Source organism: Helicobacter pylori, from assembly GCF_009689985.1.
Classification (GTDB): domain Bacteria; phylum Campylobacterota; class Campylobacteria; order Campylobacterales; family Helicobacteraceae; genus Helicobacter; species Helicobacter pylori_CG.
In genome coordinates this window covers 24,800-41,457 of the sequence record NZ_QBAW01000001.1, presented here as the reverse complement: position 1 = coordinate 41,457, position 16,658 = coordinate 24,800, and the positions used below count along the sequence as shown (strand labels likewise).

The 16,658-nt window shown below is 38.6% G+C and carries 10 protein-coding genes; 7 read left to right on the top strand and 3 right to left on the bottom strand.

Annotated features, from left to right (window positions below; genetic code table 11):
- Positions 1-52 precede the first annotated feature (52 nt).
- Positions 53-1,252, top strand: a complete 1,200-nt coding sequence (locus DBU79_RS00200; protein ID WP_154411161.1) for a saccharopine dehydrogenase family protein — start codon at positions 53-55, stop codon at positions 1,250-1,252.
- A gap of 9 nt (positions 1,253-1,261) precedes the next feature.
- On the opposite strand, the gene ccoG is transcribed toward DBU79_RS00200, so the two are convergent.
- Positions 1,262-2,638: a cytochrome c oxidase accessory protein CcoG gene (gene ccoG, locus DBU79_RS00195; RefSeq protein WP_154411160.1), complete on the bottom strand. Its 1,377-nt coding sequence runs from the start codon at positions 2,636-2,638 to the stop codon at positions 1,262-1,264.
- Positions 2,639-2,743: 105 nt separating this feature from the next.
- Here ccoG and plsY point away from each other — a divergent pair, with 105 nt between their 5' ends.
- From plsY to nusA, 6 genes are all read left to right on the top strand, one after another.
- Complete coding sequence (plsY, locus tag DBU79_RS00190; RefSeq protein ID WP_229763987.1) at positions 2,744-3,406, top strand: glycerol-3-phosphate 1-O-acyltransferase PlsY; 663 nt, start codon at positions 2,744-2,746, stop codon at positions 3,404-3,406.
- Complete coding sequence (locus tag DBU79_RS00185) at positions 3,403-3,756, top strand: FolB domain-containing protein (protein ID WP_154411158.1); 354 nt, start codon at positions 3,403-3,405, stop codon at positions 3,754-3,756. The genes plsY and DBU79_RS00185 overlap by 4 nt, the downstream gene beginning before the upstream one ends.
- Positions 3,740-4,066 carry a Plug domain-containing protein gene (locus tag DBU79_RS00180; protein ID WP_154411157.1) on the top strand — a complete coding sequence of 109 codons (327 nt, stop codon included), beginning with the start codon at positions 3,740-3,742 and terminating at the stop codon, positions 4,064-4,066. The genes DBU79_RS00185 and DBU79_RS00180 overlap by 17 nt, the downstream gene beginning before the upstream one ends.
- Positions 4,067-4,234: 168 nt before the next feature.
- On the top strand, positions 4,235-6,826 hold the full coding sequence (locus DBU79_RS00175; RefSeq protein WP_154411156.1) for a TonB-dependent receptor: 2,592 nt from the start codon (positions 4,235-4,237) through the stop codon (positions 6,824-6,826).
- Between the two features lie 225 nt (positions 6,827-7,051).
- Complete coding sequence (locus DBU79_RS00170) at positions 7,052-8,212, top strand: aminotransferase class V-fold PLP-dependent enzyme (RefSeq protein WP_154411155.1); 1,161 nt, start codon at positions 7,052-7,054, stop codon at positions 8,210-8,212.
- Between the two features lie 87 nt (positions 8,213-8,299).
- On the top strand, positions 8,300-9,487 hold the full coding sequence (nusA, locus tag DBU79_RS00165; protein WP_154411154.1) for a transcription termination factor NusA: 1,188 nt from the start codon (positions 8,300-8,302) through the stop codon (positions 9,485-9,487).
- A gap of 298 nt (positions 9,488-9,785) precedes the next feature.
- On the opposite strand, the gene DBU79_RS00160 is transcribed toward nusA, so the two are convergent.
- Positions 9,786-13,532: a class I SAM-dependent DNA methyltransferase gene (locus DBU79_RS00160; RefSeq protein ID WP_154411153.1), complete on the bottom strand. Its 3,747-nt coding sequence runs from the start codon at positions 13,530-13,532 to the stop codon at positions 9,786-9,788.
- Between the two features lie 215 nt (positions 13,533-13,747).
- Entirely contained in the window at positions 13,748-16,657 is a 2,910-nt protein-coding gene (locus DBU79_RS00155; RefSeq protein WP_154411152.1) for a type III restriction-modification system endonuclease, read from the bottom strand.
- Position 16,658 lies beyond the last annotated feature (1 nt).

The window sequence follows — 16,658 nt, the reverse complement described above, 5'->3', positions numbered from 1 at the left end:
ATAATATAATACCCCCCTAAAAGAACGAGATTAGTTAGAAAGTAGGTGTTCCTTGCATACAGTATTACAAATTGGAGCTGGTGGCGTAGGCAGTGTGGTAGCACACAAAATGGGCATGAACAGAGATGTGTTTAAAAATATCATTTTAGCGAGCAGAAGCTTAGACAAATGCTATGCGATTAAAGAAAGCATGCTCAAAAAGGGTTTGGGGGAAATTGGCGTTGAGCAAGTGGACGCTGATGATACGCAAGCCTTAGTCGCTTTAATCCAAAAACACAAGCCTAAAGTCGTTGTTAATGTGGCTTTACCCTATCAAGATTTAACGATCATGCAAGCATGTTTAGAAACTAAAACGCATTACATTGATACCGCCAATTACGAGCATCCGGATTTAGCGAAGTTTGAATACAAAGAGCAGTGGGCGTTTGATAGGGCCTATAAAGAAGCAAGGATTTTAGGGGTTTTAGGGGCTGGGTTTGATCCAGGCGTTACTAACGCTTATGTCGCTCACGCTCAAAAACACCATTTTGACACTATCCACACTTTAGATATTTTAGATTGCAACGCTGGGGATCACAAACGCCCTTTTGCCACGAACTTTAACCCTGAAATCAATTTGAGAGAAGTCAGCTCTAAAGGGCGTTATTATGAAAATGGCAAATGGATTGAAACCAAGCCTTTAGAAATCAAGCAAGTGTGGGCTTACCCGCAGATTGGCGAAATGGATTCGTATCTTTTATACCATGAGGAATTGGAATCGTTAGTCAAAAACATTAAAGGCTTGAGGAGGGCGAGGTTTTTTATGACTTTCTCTCAAAATTATTTAACCCACATGAAATGCTTAGAAAATGTCGGCATGCTAGGCATTAAAGAAATAGAGCATCAAGGCGTAAAAATCGTGCCGATACAATTTTTAAAAACCTTGCTTCCTGATCCAGCGACTCTAGCCAAAGACACCACCGGTAAAACCAACATCGGGTGCTATATGACCGGCATTAAAAACAACCAAGACAAAACGCTCTACATTTACAACGTGTGCGATCATAAAAAATGCTATGAAGAAGTGGGTTCGCAAGCCATAAGCTACACCACCGGTGTGCCAGCGATGTGTGCGGCTAAAATGATTTGTAATGACACTTGGAGCGCGGATCATTTTAGGGCTGGGGTGTTTAACATAGAAGAATTAAACACCGATCCCTTTATGGAAGAATTGATCAAACAAGGCTTGCCTTATGAAGTGATTGAGCGCTAATTTTAGGCTTCAATCTTCACTAGGTGCGATAAACACCGATTCCCTTTCTATCGTGATATCCTTATCGTCTGTGCTATAAGCTTGTATTGTAATGGGGATGAGAGCGTCTTTAGCGTTCTTGTATTCTGTGGCGTTATTTTTTAGGGGTTTTCTTAAAATCACTACCGCTTTAATCTTTTGCCCGGCTTTAATGGCGATAGGATTTAAAGGCTTTTTGATTTGAATGCCTTTTTGCCCTAAAATTTTGAAATAAAACTCATGGTCTTTATTGTCCGTGTTGTGGAATAAAAACACATAATCGTTATCCACATACCCGCTAGAGCGCAATTCATACAGATCGCTGTTGCGGTTAATGTCTAAGAGCATGCGTTCTTTTTTAAACGAAGTGATGGCTAAAAGAGCGATCACAATAGCGATAACCCCCATGTAAGCGATTGTTTTTAAACGCACTAAGCGCACTTTTTGGCGCGTATTAATGGCGTTAGTTGAAGACCATTGGATGAGTGAAGGGCGACTGAATTTAGCCATGGTAATCGTGCATGCATCCACGCATTCTAAGCAATTGATGCATTCTAATTGCAAGCCCTTCCTGATATCAATATGCGTGGGGCAAACCTGCACGCAATGCAAACAATTCACGCATTCGTTTTCTGGGCTGCGTTTTTTGGGGGGTAAGGGGAAGAGATGGCCTTGATTGTCATAAAGCACTCCGCCGCGCTTTTCATCGTAAATGGGGTTTAAAGTGTCATTGTCATACAACACCGATTGCACCCTAGCATAAGGGCATAAATAAATGCAAAAACGCTCCGCAACCACCACTATATCAAACAGCACCACAGCCGTGCTAAAAAGCCAAAAACCCATAGCAATAGGGTGATCGCTAGGGTTTTTAAGATACATAAAAAAGTCTTCAGGGGCGATGAAATAAAAGAAAAATAACATCATTAGCCCCGCCACAACAGGAGCGAACAACAAAACGCTCAATACTTTACGCACCTTATAGCTTGGGGTGTTTTTAGGACTTTCTTGCTTGTTGCTGATCTTTTTATGGAGTTTGAAAATCTTGGTTTCAATCACATCTCTATAAAGCACCCTTAAAAAGGTTTGCGGGCAAGCCCAACCGCACCACACACGCCCAAGGCTAGTGGTGATGAAAAAAATCCCTATAAAAAGCAAAATAACCATAAAAGGCATGACATGCAATTCTTCAGCACTAAAGATCTTGCCTAAAAAATGCAATTGCTTATGCTCAAAGGAGATTAAAAACAAATGCGCCCCATCAATGCGAACAAATGGCGTGATTAGTAACGCTAAAGAAATCAATAAAAACCCTATATAACGCTTCAAGCGAAACGATTTTAAAAAATGGCTAGAAGTTTCAAGCATTCTCAATATCCTAAAATTTTTAAGCCACTATACCCTAACAACTTAACGCTTTCACTTAAAAAGCAACATGTTATAATGACCACTATTTTATTTGAAAGGGTATTTATGGAAAGCGTTTTAAATTTCCTAACCAATATCAATGTGATTTTCACCCTTTTGGGCTATTTGATTGGGGGGATTCCTTTTGGCTATGCGTTAATGAAAATCTTTTACGGCATGGATATTACTAAGATCGGATCGGGCGGTATTGGTGCGACGAATGTCTTGCGCGCTTTACAAAGTAAGGGCGTGAGCAACGCTAAACAAATGGCCTTATTAGTCTTAATTTTGGATCTCTTCAAAGGCATGTTTGCGGTTTTTTTAACCAAATTGTTTGGGTTAGATTATAGTTTGCAATGGATGGTCGCTATCGCTAGCATTTTAGGGCATTGTTATTCGCCTTTTTTGAATTTCAATGGAGGTAAGGGCGTTTCTACAATCATGGGCTCTGTGGTGTTGCTCATCCCTATTGAAAGCCTCATCGGTTTAACGGTGTGGTTTTTTGTGGGTAAGGTGCTTAAAATCTCTTCACTCGCTAGCATTTTAGGGGTAGGCACAGCGACTGTTCTTATCTTTTTTATCCCTTATATGCATATCCCAGATAGCGTCAATATCCTTAAAGAAGTCGGCACGCAAACGCCTATGGTGCTTATTTTTATTTTTACCCTTATCAAACATGCGGGCAATATTTTTAATTTATTAGCCGGTAAGGAAAAGAAAGTCTTATGAAAACTAAACAAGGTGTTCATGTCCATAACTTTGTGTTTGAAACGATTTTAGGGATTTTAGAGTTTGAACGCTTAAAACCCCAAAAAATAAGCGTGGATTTGGATCTTTTCTACATGGAATTACCCAATAAGGCTTATTTAGACTACATGGAAATCCAAGAGCTTATTCAAAAGATGATGCAAGAAAAACAATACTTACTCATTGAAGACGCCCTAAAAGATTTAAGCCATGTTTTAAAAACGTGCTATAGTGAAATCTCTGAGCTTTATTTGAAAATCAGCAAGTTAGAAATTTCTCCCAATTCTCAAGTGGGGGCGAGCGTGAAAATTTACTATGAAACCAATCTTTAGCCTCTTTTTTCTCGTTATTGTTTTAAAAGCAAACCCCATAAACCCTTTATTAGAGCCGCTATATTTCCCAAGTTACGTGCAATTTTTAAATTTAGAACCGCATTTTGTCATTAAAAAAAAGCGCGCTTATAGACCCTTCCAATGGGGGAATACCATTATTATCAAACGCCATGACTTAGAAGAACGCCAAAGCAACCAGCCAAGCGATATTTTCCGCCAAAACGCTGAAATCAATGTGTCTTCTCAAACTTTTTTAAGAGGAATTAGCAGCGCTTCTTCACGAACAGCGCTTGATTCAACCACTCAGTAATCAACCGCTCAATAAAATGCTAAAACTTTTTTTAATCACATTTTTCTTGGTATTTTCTTAATCCTAAAACAAATTTAAGGTATTATTAAATAGAATAATGTAATAATAACCTTAGGTTTAAAACTTGACTAAATTTTTAGAAAAGAGTAAATAAAAAGGCTAAAAGAAATGCTTAGAAATCAATTTCGTATCGTGTTTGTCTCTTGTATTGTCGCTAGCAGTTTGCAAGCTCAAGAAAATACCCACACTTTGGGTAAGGTAACCACTAAGGGTGAAAGGACTTTTGAATACAACAATAAAATGTATATTGAAAGGAAAGAGCTCCAACAACGCCAAAGCAACCAAATCCGTGATATTTTTAGGACTCGGGCGGATGTGAATGTGGCCAGTGGGGGCTTGATGGCGCAAAAGATCTATGTTAGGGGGATTGAGAGCCGTCTCTTAAGGGTAACAATAGATGGCGTCGCTCAGAATGGTAACATTTTCCACCATGACGCTAACACCGTGATCGATCCTAACATGATTAAAGAAGTGGAAGTGATTAAGGGAGCGGCGAACGCTTCAGCAGGCCCTGGTGCGGTGGCGGGTAAATTGTCTTTCACTACGATTGACGCTAACGACTTCTTAAGAAAGAATCAAACTTATGGGGCTAAAGCGGAAGCGGGCTTTTATACCAACTTCGGGTATCGCATGAACGCTACTGCAGCCTATCGTGGTAAAAACTGGGACATACTCGCTTATTACAACCATCAAAATATCTTTTATTATAGAGACGGAAACAACGCTTTTAGGAATCCCTTCCACCCTAACTTCGATTTACAAGATCCGAGTAATAGCGACATTGGCGTAGGGACTCCGAGCGAAGTCAATAGCGTTTTAGGTAAAGTCAATGGCTATATCAACGACACGGATACCATCAGCTTAAGCTATAACATGACAAGAGAAAATTCCACCAGGCTTTTACGCCCTAACACCACTTCAGCGCTCTCCAAAGCCAATGACCCAGGAAGCCAGCCAGCCCCCTTTGTGATTGACTTTGGGAAAGAATTAGCCCATACGATCAATTTCAACCACAATTTGAGCCTGAAATACAAGCATGATGGAGGCCCTAATTTTAACCAGCCGCGCGTTGAATCCACCGCCTTTTTAGGGGTAAGGGGGGGCGATTATAACCCTGTGGTGAATCCTTTCGCTTACAATTCTAACGAGCCAGCTAACCCGGATTACATCCCTGAAGTTAAGGATTGGTGTAACAATCCGGACAATATCAGTCAATGCACGCAAGGGGCTATCAGACCTTCTGATGGGGGTTATCAAATAGGCTATGGGCAGCCGGGCGCTATCAACTGGCAAGGCGCTTCTGCAATTTCTACAGGATCTAATATTTACCATGGGCTTGTTCCTAAAAACCCTGATTATGACATGACCCCCCCTAACGCTCAAAACCCTACTGCCAACGATTGGACTTTAGGGAATGCGGACGCTGAGGGGACTTTAGCCAGAAGGATTTTCTTAATCAACTCGGGCGTTAATTTTAAAGTAACCCACCCCATTAGTGAAGATTACGGGAATGTGTTTGAATACGGCATGATTTATCAAAACCTGAGCGTTTTCTCTGGACTGGATAAAGGCAAAAACGGCTATTATAAAAACAATATTGATCCTAACGACCCTAACGGGCCGGGCTTGCCTTACCGCCATTACTACACCGATCAAAGCTCTCAATACCCTCAAAATCTAAACACGCCCAACCCGCTCTATCGTAACATGCCCCAAAATTCGCATGCGATCGGGAATATCATCGGAGGGTTTATGCAAGCGAACTACAATATTTTAAGCAATGTGATCGTGGGTGCGGGAACTCGTTATGATATTTACACCTTGCTAGACAAAAACGGCCGCACGCATGTAACTTCTGGTTTCTCGCCTTCTGCAACCGTGCTTTATAACCCCATTGAAAGCATTGGCTTGAAAGTGAGTTATGCGTATGTAACTAAGGGGGCTTTGCCTGGCGATGGCGTTTTGATGCGCGATCCTACGGTGATTTATCAAAGGAATTTGCGCCCTGCGATCGGTCAAAATGTAGAATTCAATGTGGATTACAACAGCAAGTATTTCAATGTGCGCGGGGCAGCGTTCTATCAAGTCATCAATAACTTCATCAACAGCTACGGGCAAGACACTTCTAAAAACGGAGGGGGTAACGCGACTGCAAAAAACATGTCAGGGAATTTGCCCGAAACCATTAATATTTATGGTTATGAAGTTTCAGGGAATGTGCAATATAAAAATTTCGTAGGGACTTTTTCAGTGGCTCGCTCTTGGCCGACAGCTAGGGGGCATTTATTAGCCGATACTTACGCTTTAGCTGCCACGACTGGGAATGTGTTTATCCTAAAAGCTGATTACAATATCCACAAATGGGGGCTTACTTTAACTTGGCTCTCACGCTTTGTAACCAACATGTTCTATGAAGGCTATTCTATCTACTACCCTCAATACGGCTTGATGAAAATCCATAAGCCTGGGTATGGCGTGCATAATGTCTTTATCAATTGGACTCCTACTTCTAAAAAATGGCAGGGTTTAAGGATTTCAGCCGTGTTTAACAACATCTTAAACAAGCAATATGTCAGCCAGGCTTCGGTGTGGCAAGCGAGTGCGGACGCTCCAGCAAGCGATATGATCCCTAAAAATAAACGCATGGCGCTCCCGGCTCCTGGGTTTAATGCGCGTTTTGAGATATCCTATCAGTTCTAAAATGAAAGGAATCCTAGGATTTCTTTTTGAATTTTGAACATGGAAACAAACATGAAAAAGCCTTATAGAAACCGCCAAACTCTATGGAAAAAGTTCCGCTCGCTCAATAAACTCATTAAAATGCTCTTGAGGGTTTTAAAAAAGTAGTTTTATCAAAAATTTAGCGGGTTTAGTTTAAAATAACGCTTATTTTAACTCTCAAAAAAGGAACCAAACGCGCTCATCATGGCTAAAAAAACGCCCGAAATAACCCCGGATCTTTTGAAAAGCCCTTATCAAAAAATCATCAATGCGAGCGCGAGCGTTTTTGATGAAAATCATGGGCGATCGTTTTTTAGCCCGCAATTTTATGAAAAAATTGAACCTTATTTAAAAGAAGTTTTAACCCATCCCATTGATTTAGAATGCGATCTCAACACCACTAAAAAAAAGAACCGCTTAACCCCTTTAAAACAACTCTTTAAGGCGTGTTTTGGCACTGAAGAAATTTTGATTGTGAATAATAACACCAGTGCGATTTTTCTCATCGCTAACGCTTTAGCGCAAGAAAAAGAAATCATTGTTTCTTATGGCGAATTAGTGGGGGGGGATTTTAACCTTAAAGATATTTTATTGAGTAGTGGGGCTAGGTTGCATTTAGTGGGGAATGTCAGTCGCGCTTATTTAAGGGATTATCGCTTGGCCTTGAATGAAAACAGCAAAATGCTCTTTAAAACCCACAACCCCCATTTTAAAAAAGACACGCCTTTTAAAGATTTACAAGCCCTAGCTAAAGAGCATGGTTTGATAGATTATTACAATTTAGGGGATGTGGATTTGTTAAACAGAACGGCTTTAGAAGAAATTTTAGCCCTAAAACCATCGCTTTTAAGCTTTAGTGCGGATAAGTGCTTTAACAGCACGCAAGCGGGCATTATTATGGGGCAAAAAGAATGGGTTGGAATATTAAAAAACCACCCCCTTTATAGAGCTTTGAGGGCGGGTAAAATCACGCTTACCTTGCTTTTTCACAGCCTAAACGCATGGGTCAATCACCAAGAAGAAACCACCATTCATGCGCTACTAAACCAAACTAAAGACGCCTTATTGCAAAAAGCTCTCAAACTCTACGCCCTTTTAAAGCCTTTAGAATTGAATGTGAGCATCGCCTCTAGCTTTTCTAAAATAGGGAATTTTCCCGATAGAGAATTAGAATCCTTTTGCGTGAAAATCCAGTCCAAAAACACCCGCGCTTTAAATAGTGAGAAACTTTATTTAAAGCTTTTCCAAAAAGGCGTTATCGCAAGAATTTCATGCGCATTTGTGTGCTTTGAAGTCTTTAGCTTGAATGAAGAAGATTTGGAAAAAATCGCTCTGGTTTTAGCAGAAATCCTTAATAAAGCTTGAAAATTCGCTATAATAAAATTTCTTTTAAACGTGCCATATCCCCCACAAATAGAGAATGATAGAAAATAAATTTAAAGGAACTTGAGAATGGAAAAAATCAGCGATCTTATAGAATGCATTGCGTATGAAAAAAATTTGCCTAAAGAGATGATTTCAAAAGTGATTCAAGGCTGTTTGCTAAAAATGGCGCAAAATGAGTTAGACCCCCTAGCGCGCTACTTGGTAATTGAAGAAAACAAGCAGCTCCAGCTTATCCAGTTGGTAGAAGTTTTAGAAGATGATGATGAAAGATTGATTAACGACCCTTCTAAATACATCAGCTTGTCTAAAGCCAAAGAAATAGATCCAAGCGTTAAGATTAAAGACGAATTGTCTTACAGCTTGAGTTTAGAGAGCATGAAGCAAGGAGCGATCAACCGCCTTTTTAAAGATTTGCAATACCAGTTAGAAAAAGCGTTAGAAGACAGCCACTTTGAAGCGTTTCAAAAGCGTCTTAACAGCGTTTTAATGGGGCAAGTGATTTTAGTGGATAACCATCAAAACACCTTTATTGAGATTGAGCAGCAATTTCAAGGCGTTCTTTCCATGCGCCATCGCATCAAGGGCGAGAGTTTTAAAGTAGGCGATAGCATTAAAGCGGTTTTAACGCAAGTCAAACGCACGAAAAAAGGTTTACTATTAGAGATGAGTCGCACCACCCCTAAAATGCTTGAAGCCTTGTTGGAATTAGAAGTCCCTGAAATTAAAGATAAAGAAATTGAAATCATCCATTGTGCGCGAATCCCAGGCAACAGAGCGAAAGTGAGCTTTTTTTCCCATAACGCTAGGATTGACCCCATAGGTGCGGCTGTGGGGGTTAAGGGCGTGCGCATTAATGCGATAAGTAACGAATTGAATAAAGAAAATATTGATTGCATAGAGTATTCTAATGTGCCTGAAATTTACATCACCCTCGCGCTCGCTCCAGCCAAAATTTTAAGCGTTGAAATTAAAAAAATCCCTATAGAAGAATTGAGTGCTGAAGAAAAAGAATCCATTCAAGAGCGTTTTATTGTCAATAACCATTTGCAAAAGGCTAAAGTGCGTTTATTAGATATTGAAAAATCTAAGGCTATCGGTAAAGGCGGGGTGAATGTGTGCTTAGCGTCCATGCTTACAGGCTATCACATAGAGTTTGAAACCATTCCTAGCGTCAAAGAACACGCAGAAAACGAAAGCGAAAAAGAAACGCCAAAAGTAGGGGTAGAAGCTTTAGAGTCTTTGTTTAAGAATTAAGGGTATCTAAAATTCAATCTCTAAAAAAGCTTTTAACTGAGTGGTTTGTAGCTTTTATCAAAAGCGTTTTTGTAAGATTAAGATAAAATAACGCTTACCCCCTAGTTTTTTTTGCTAGAGATTAGGGGGTAAAATCCACTTTTAGGAGCTTACTATGAAAAATCATCGTAGTAAACACTCTTGGAAAGAATTATACCTAAAAATCAGTTTTTTGGGTTTAAAGTTTGATCTAGTGATTAAACGCTAATTCTTAAAAAGAGTTGCCCCCTAAATTAGGGGGTTATCCTTAAGTGGAAAATCAGCTTTTTATTTCTTGCCCCTCTTCAATGATTTTAATTTCTTCATCGGTGAGGTTGTAAAGCTGATAGACTAAAACGTCAATTTCTTTTTCTAATTTTTGGGTGTTGGCTTTAGGGTCTTTTCCTTTTGCTTCTAGGATTGCTTTTGCGCAATCGGTGATTTTGTGGGCTAATTTTTGGTTTTCTGGTGTGATTTTAGGAATGGGAAGCCGTTCTATAAAAGCCTTTTTATAGCGATAGCCACTCTCGCCTAGTCCTCCGCCTGCATAGAAAGTTTTGAAAGCAAAAGTAATCAATTTAGAATGCAACATTCCTAAAAGATAGTGCAAATGCTCTCCTGTGAGAATGAAGCTCGTGGCTTCTGCATAAAAATACCCTAATTCGCATTCTCCATTATCTAAATAAAATCGTGGCTCTTGCACGATCTCGCCATACACAATTTTCTCTTTTTCAAAATCGCCATGATAAGCAATAGTATCCTGAGTTTCAAACCACTGATTGCTTGTTTTCTTTCTGCAACCTTTTTCACCGCTTTGGTCAATTCTAGGGCGGAATTGTGAAAGATAAGTTTTGAGAGAGGGATAATCATCAATATCAAGCTTAAGGCTTGGGAATGTCGCTATCACCCACAAATCCGCCCACTCATAACGATACCTTTTAATGTCCTTCCCTCTTAAAATGGGCTTGATAAGCTCTTTTGTTCTTTCTCTTTCGCTCATTCCCCTTTCATCTTTTTGCGCATCATCGCAGTTTTTTAAGATTTCGTCTCTTTTTTCAGTGGGAATGATAAAGGCTTCGTTAGCGCCGGTTAAAATGCCACGATAGATTTGAATATCCCAATCCTTGAGCGGGGTGCCAACACTCTCCATTTTATCCCTTAAGTCTAAAAGAGAGGTGTTGGCAAAAATAAAGCTTTCTGTTAAAAGCGCGTTTTGCCTCATGGATAAAGAGCGAGCGCTTTTCAAATCGCTTTTATCGTCTGGGGTGGGTTCGTAATACCTAAAATCGCTCTCTTTGGGGGGCGTTTGTTTGATGAAACTCATAATGCTTGTATCCACGGTGGCGCTCTCAAAGACTTTTAAGGCGTTTAGCTCCATGTAGCTGGCAAGGGTGGTTTTTTTGAGCAGCCATTCTCTTAATTTAGCGCCGTATTTGGCTCGCGCGTATTTGTTGGAAGTGATGAAAGCGTTAAACCCCTTGTCTTTTAAAAGGTGGTAAGACAGGGCAAAAAAGTAGGTGTAAATGTCAGCGGTGCTGTTGTAGAAATCTCGGTATTGCTTTTGTAATAAAGGCTTTATTTCTTTGATTTGTTCTTGGCGGATATAAGGCGGATTGCCAATGATGCAATCAAAGCCTAAAAAATCCCCCTCATCATCCAACACTTCAGGGAATTCAAAGCGCCATTCAAACGCATTGTGATACTCTCCACCACTTAAGGCATCATCAAGCTTTTTTCTCAAAGCTCTAATACGCCCATAAGAAGCAAAAGCCTCTTCCTCTTCCTTAGGGCTTAGTTTTGGCGTGCCAAAAAGGCTTGGGATAAAGTAATCTAACCCAGCTAGCAAGCTCTTATCGTCTAGGGCAAAGAAATTGTATTTTTTGATGTGTTTTTCAATAGCCTTTTCAAGCTCTGCTTTGGTTTTAGGGTCTTTGAGTGTGAGGGAAAAAGTGTTTTTTAAGTCTTGGATTTTGTTGATAAGATCTTGCTTATTTAAGGGATAGAAAGGGTTTGGGTCTTTGTATTGAGCGACTAAATCTTTGTATTCTTGGATTTTTTTCTTGATATTGGGGATCTTTTTGAGATCATCATTCAAATTAAAGCGTGAGATCAAGCTGTTAGCGCACTTGATGTTAATGTCAATGTTGGGGAGGGTTTCAAGATTGTTAGTGTTCTTACCCTCTTCAAAAATATAATAGCTGTATTTTAAAAGCTCTATCCATAGCCTAAGCTTGGTGATTTCGCAAGAATTGGGGTTAATATCCACGCCAAAAAGGCAGTTTTCAATGATGTCTTTTTTAAGATTAAAAAGTTCTTTTTGGATTTGGTGGTGGGGATCGTTTTCGCTATGCGGTATGGTATATTTAAAGACTTTATCCTCTGGCGTGTGGATGATGATTTCATCGTTTTCTAATCTAAGCTCGCAACGATACAAGGAAGCAATAAGCCCTAGCTTGTAAGCAACCCGCACCATTTCATTGAGCGCAGAGACTAGAAAATGCCCGCTCCCCACCGCCGGATCGCAAATGCGTAAGGTTAAAAGCGTGTTTAGGTATTCTTTAGCTTTTTCATTTGAAAAATTTCTGTCTATTTTTTCTCGCAACGCTTTTAGATTTTCGCAGTCCCACTGATAAGTGGCGTTGAATTTATCCAACACAATCGGCGTGATACTCTCTTTGCACATGTAGCTTGTGATGAAGCTTGGGGTATAAAAGCTCCCCTCTTTATAGCCGTTGAGTTTTTCAAAAACAAGCCCTAAAACGCTAGGGTTAATCAAACGGCTTTCGCTCTTATTTTGATTATCTTTAATGTCTTTAGGGGTGGTGGTGAAATCATAAACGCGCAAAAATTCAAAAAGGTATTTTAGCAACGGCAAATCTTTTTGTTCTTGGTATTCTTCGTGTTTTTTGAGAACGGATTTAGGATAAATCTCTAAAGGCTCGTTATCGAGTGATCTTATTCTATACCCCTCTAATTCCAAAGGTGTTTCATCAAACAAACTGGAATTCAAATAAGGGATTTTTTCTAAAATCTTGTCTTCTTTATTTAAAGAACGCTCGCTGTTTTTCATGGCTAGGACTTCAAAAAAGAGGGTGTTTAGGGCGTTGAAATCTTTAAAGTTTTCTGTGGTTAAGAAAGGATTTTCAAAATGCTTGAAAGAAATTAAAAGGCTTTCTAAAAGCCGTAAAAACAAGATACGGTTATTCCAAGCAATCAGTAACGCCATGACTTCTTCATCGTCTAAATTTTTGTATTTCTCTTTTAGGGCATAACTTAGGGAGTTTTTGGTGCGGCTGGGCTTGATTAAAGTTTTCCCCTTTTCATTTTTCTCTTCTAACCCTAAAATGTAAAGCAATTCTTCATAAAAATCTTTGTTAAGCGTGTTAGCGTCAGAATATTTTGGAATTTTGAGCAAAAAATTAGGGCTTAGGGCTTGATAGATTAGGGCTAAATTTTCTTTTTTGAGAGAGATATGGTAGTATTTCAAAGAACGATCAAGCTCATTAAGGCGTTTTTGGCAAGCGTCATAAAACGCTTTTGTGCGTGGATCGTTACCCTTTTTATCATGGCAATTTTCAAAGGCTTTTTGAATTTCTTTATCTTTATTAAAAACCTCAAATTCGTTTGCATCAATGATATAAAGCTCTTTAATAGTGACTAAGATAAGATGCTTAAGGTTGTTATTACCATCTTTTCTTTCTGTGAGATAATACAAAAGGCTTTCATGAAAGGCTTTAACATTCAAATCGCCCTTTTTAATAAATTCGTTGGGGTTTTTAAGGGCTTTAAATTCAATGATCACCTCCACTTTGTTATTTTCATTAAGAATAGCGCTGTCTATTTTTTTGGTGGGCTTAACCTTGTATTTAAAAACACCTTTCAATAAATCATTAAAAGCGTCGTTGTGGTGATTTTCATTTTCTTGTTGGTTGGTTTCTAAAAAGGCGTTAAAAGCGGTTTCAAAAGCTTTCAGTTGCTCTTGATTTGGGTAGTTTGTGTTGGGTAAATCTAATTTTTTATAATCCATGTTAATTCCTTACATCGCTTAAAAACACATGCTTTAAAAGTTTATCGTTGTTTATAAAAGCGTTTTTTAATGCCACGCTTTTATAAGTGTAATGCTTTTCAATGCTTTAAAATTGGATAAAAACGATTATAACAAAAGCACCATGAATTTTAAATAAAACGCTTTTCTTTGAAATTGTTCCATGTGAAACATTAGAGTAATTGAGCTTATTAACTCTAATCTTTACGATTTAAAACTTCATTGATCAACGCACTCAATTGATCATTATTCAATTTGGTTTTGTATTCAATATTCACGCCTTGCTTTTTTAAAGCTTCAAAAAATTTCTTAGCGGTTGAGATTTTCCGCTCTTCTTCAGGGCGTAATTCGCCTTTTTTATCAACCCCCTTAGTTTCTACCACTAACAACACTTTTTTATCGTTATTTTCAACCACATACCCAAAATCAGGGCTATAAGTTTGATTTAACCCTATTGGGATTTTAACCCTAGGGAGCTTGCCAAAAACAATGATTTTAGTGTCGTTAGATTCTTCAATCGTGTCTTTTTCAATCTCGCTCTCCACTTGCATGAAATTTTCATACAGGCATTTTTCTCGAACACTTGCATTTTTAATCTCATATTTATCCGTCCCCAAACTCCCGTCTAAAAACTCTCTAATTTCTCCCTTTTCATCATAAAACGCATCGTTTTTTTTGTTTTTAATCGTCGTTTCGCGCATTTGATAGGAAATTTTATCTTTAATATTTTGATAAATGATTTCCAAAAACAGATCTTCTAAGCGTTTTAAACTCTCTTGTTCGTTTTTTTTAATTTCATTAAACTTGTTTTCATCAATGTTTTCTAACACTTTAGCCACGCTTTCAAAACTCAATTTCACCTTATTAGACAAGGTGCTGATAAATTCATGCAGACTCCACACGCATACGCTTTCTCGCTCAAAAGTCTTTGTAGTAGCGTTATTTCCCATCGTTTCTACTTTTTTATGCGTCGTAACCAAAACGCTTTTTGAACTGACATTAAAAGAAGAATTAATATTTTTGACAATCTCATCAATCAAGCTCTCGCTATCAATGGCATAAGCGATTCGGGCTTGATGGTTCAAACCTGCCCATAAGGTTTCAAATTTTTTAAAATTTTCTTTATTGATTTTGATTTTTTCAGTTTTTCGCTCGTTTTTGTTCCTAACTCTAGGATTGCCAACTAAGCGATCTTTTAAAAAATCTTTTAATTTTTCAAGATCCAAGTATGTTTCATTTTTTAAATTTTCTAGTTCCGGCTCTTTTTTTAAAAATTCGTTTTGATTGAGGGTGAGTTTAAAGTTTTCATCATCTGTTTTTTCTCCAAAACCCAAACCCTCCAACTTTTCAAATAAAGCCCCGTAATACCCTTTTTTAACCATGCCGCTTTTTTCTAGCTCTTCCCCACTGAATACTTGTTTGATCAAGCTGTGTTCGCTTATCTCTTGCTGGATCGCTCCCACAAAATCCCCCTCCACTTGCGGCACGATCACCACCAATTCATTGACAAAATCAAAATCAGCATGCTCTTTAGTGATGCGTTCGCCATTATCATTCACAGCGAGCCTTAGCCCCCTACCGATTTGTTGCAATTTAGTGATATTAGAAGAGCTGGGGGCTAATTTGCAAATCGTCATCACATTAGGGTTATCCCACCCCTCTTGCAACGCCCATTGCGAAAAAATAAACCTGAGATCGGAATCAAAACTCAGCAATTTTTCTTTTTCTTTTAAAATGAGTGCGATCACTTGGTCTTTATCGCCCTCTTTCTTGCTTTTAGCGAAATACCCTCCATGCACTCTTTTAATGTCTTCTCTAGCACGCTCTAAATACGCTCTATAATTTTCATCTAAAGGCTTTTTTAAGACTTCTTCAAGCTCTTGTTGGTAAAGTTTTTCAAATAAAAGGGCTAATTTGGCCGGCTGTTCATTTTCGCTTAAATAGCTATTCACCCCGCTAATAAAAACCATGCACAAGGCTTTAATCCCCTTTTTAAAAAGCCCTTCTTCTCTTTCAAAATGGCTTTTTATCGCTTCTTTCAGCATCACTTCTTGTTCGCCCTCTACAAAATAAGAAAAAGGCTCTTTTTGATCCAGTAACAAATTAACGCCGTTCAAAAAACACACCTCATTTTTAGTGATGTTTTCTACAATGTAATCTTCTAAAGCGCTGATATGAGTTAGCGCGCCTAAATTATCATGCGTTTTGACTTTGACGCTTTGAGTTTTATTTTCTAAATTCGTGTAGTTGATCGTCGCTTCATTTTGTTTTTTGTTAGTCTCTTTAAGCTCTAAAAAATACTCATCACTCTCCCCCACAGACGCCACGCTAATGCTTTTCACTAGCCCATTATCAAACGCTTTTTTGCTGTCTAGCGCGTAAATCAAATTATTATAATCATCTTTAAAAGTCGCCCCAAACCTGAGCGTGATTAAAGCGTTGAATTCTTTTAATTTTTTCTTTGTTTTATCGCCCAAAAATCGGTGCGGTTCGTCTAAGATCACGATAGGGCGGATACTGGCTAAAGCTTGCATGTAACTTTTTGCACCATTGAATAGATTCGTGTTTTCTAAGCATGATTTATTGATAACATTTTTTTTCTCACTCCTAAAGGCAGCATCAGTCATCACCAACACACAGCATTTATGGTTACTCGCTAGAATGAATCTTTCTACATCTTCATAGCTTTCTAAATGCGTAGAATATTCGCTTTTAAAAAATTCTCTTGTGATTTCAACACTCTTTAAAACCCCTAATTTAATGGCGTTGCTTGGCACTAAAACGATAAATTTTGACAAATGGTAGTTTTTGTGCAAGGCATAAACGCATTCCAAAAAGCAAAAGGTCTTCCCGGTACCTGTTTCCATTAAAATATCGCAGTTTAACGACTGATTAATCCCCACGCTTCCCTGGGTTATTTTTTGCTCGGATCGTAAATCCTCAATATTTTCTAATAAAACATTTTTGAGCGCTTCTGTTTCAAAAACAGGGTTAGCAATCCTTTGAATATCCTTTTCTGGCTCTCTCAAATCAATCCCCTTAAACACCCCTAAAATCTGATTCAAGCATTTTTCTTGATAATCCAATCGTTTGAATTTGATTTTCACC

Bases quoted from the DNA above. Each gene is read 5' to 3' on its own strand.
- DBU79_RS00175 (WP_154411156.1), top strand. From the start codon at position 4,235: ATGCTTAGAAATCAATTTCGTATCGTGTTTGTCTCTTGTATTGTCGCT.
- plsY (WP_229763987.1), top strand. From the start codon at position 2,744: ATGGAAAGCGTTTTAAATTTCCTAACCAATATCAATGTGATTTTCACC.
- ccoG (WP_154411160.1), bottom strand. From the start codon at position 2,638: ATGCTTGAAACTTCTAGCCATTTTTTAAAATCGTTTCGCTTGAAGCGT.
- DBU79_RS00160 (WP_154411153.1), bottom strand. From the start codon at position 13,532: ATGGATTATAAAAAATTAGATTTACCCAACACAAACTACCCAAATCAA.
- DBU79_RS00180 (WP_154411157.1), top strand. From the start codon at position 3,740: ATGAAACCAATCTTTAGCCTCTTTTTTCTCGTTATTGTTTTAAAAGCA.
- DBU79_RS00185 (WP_154411158.1), top strand. From the start codon at position 3,403: ATGAAAACTAAACAAGGTGTTCATGTCCATAACTTTGTGTTTGAAACG.
- nusA (WP_154411154.1), top strand. From the start codon at position 8,300: ATGGAAAAAATCAGCGATCTTATAGAATGCATTGCGTATGAAAAAAAT.
- DBU79_RS00170 (WP_154411155.1), top strand. From the start codon at position 7,052: ATGGCTAAAAAAACGCCCGAAATAACCCCGGATCTTTTGAAAAGCCCT.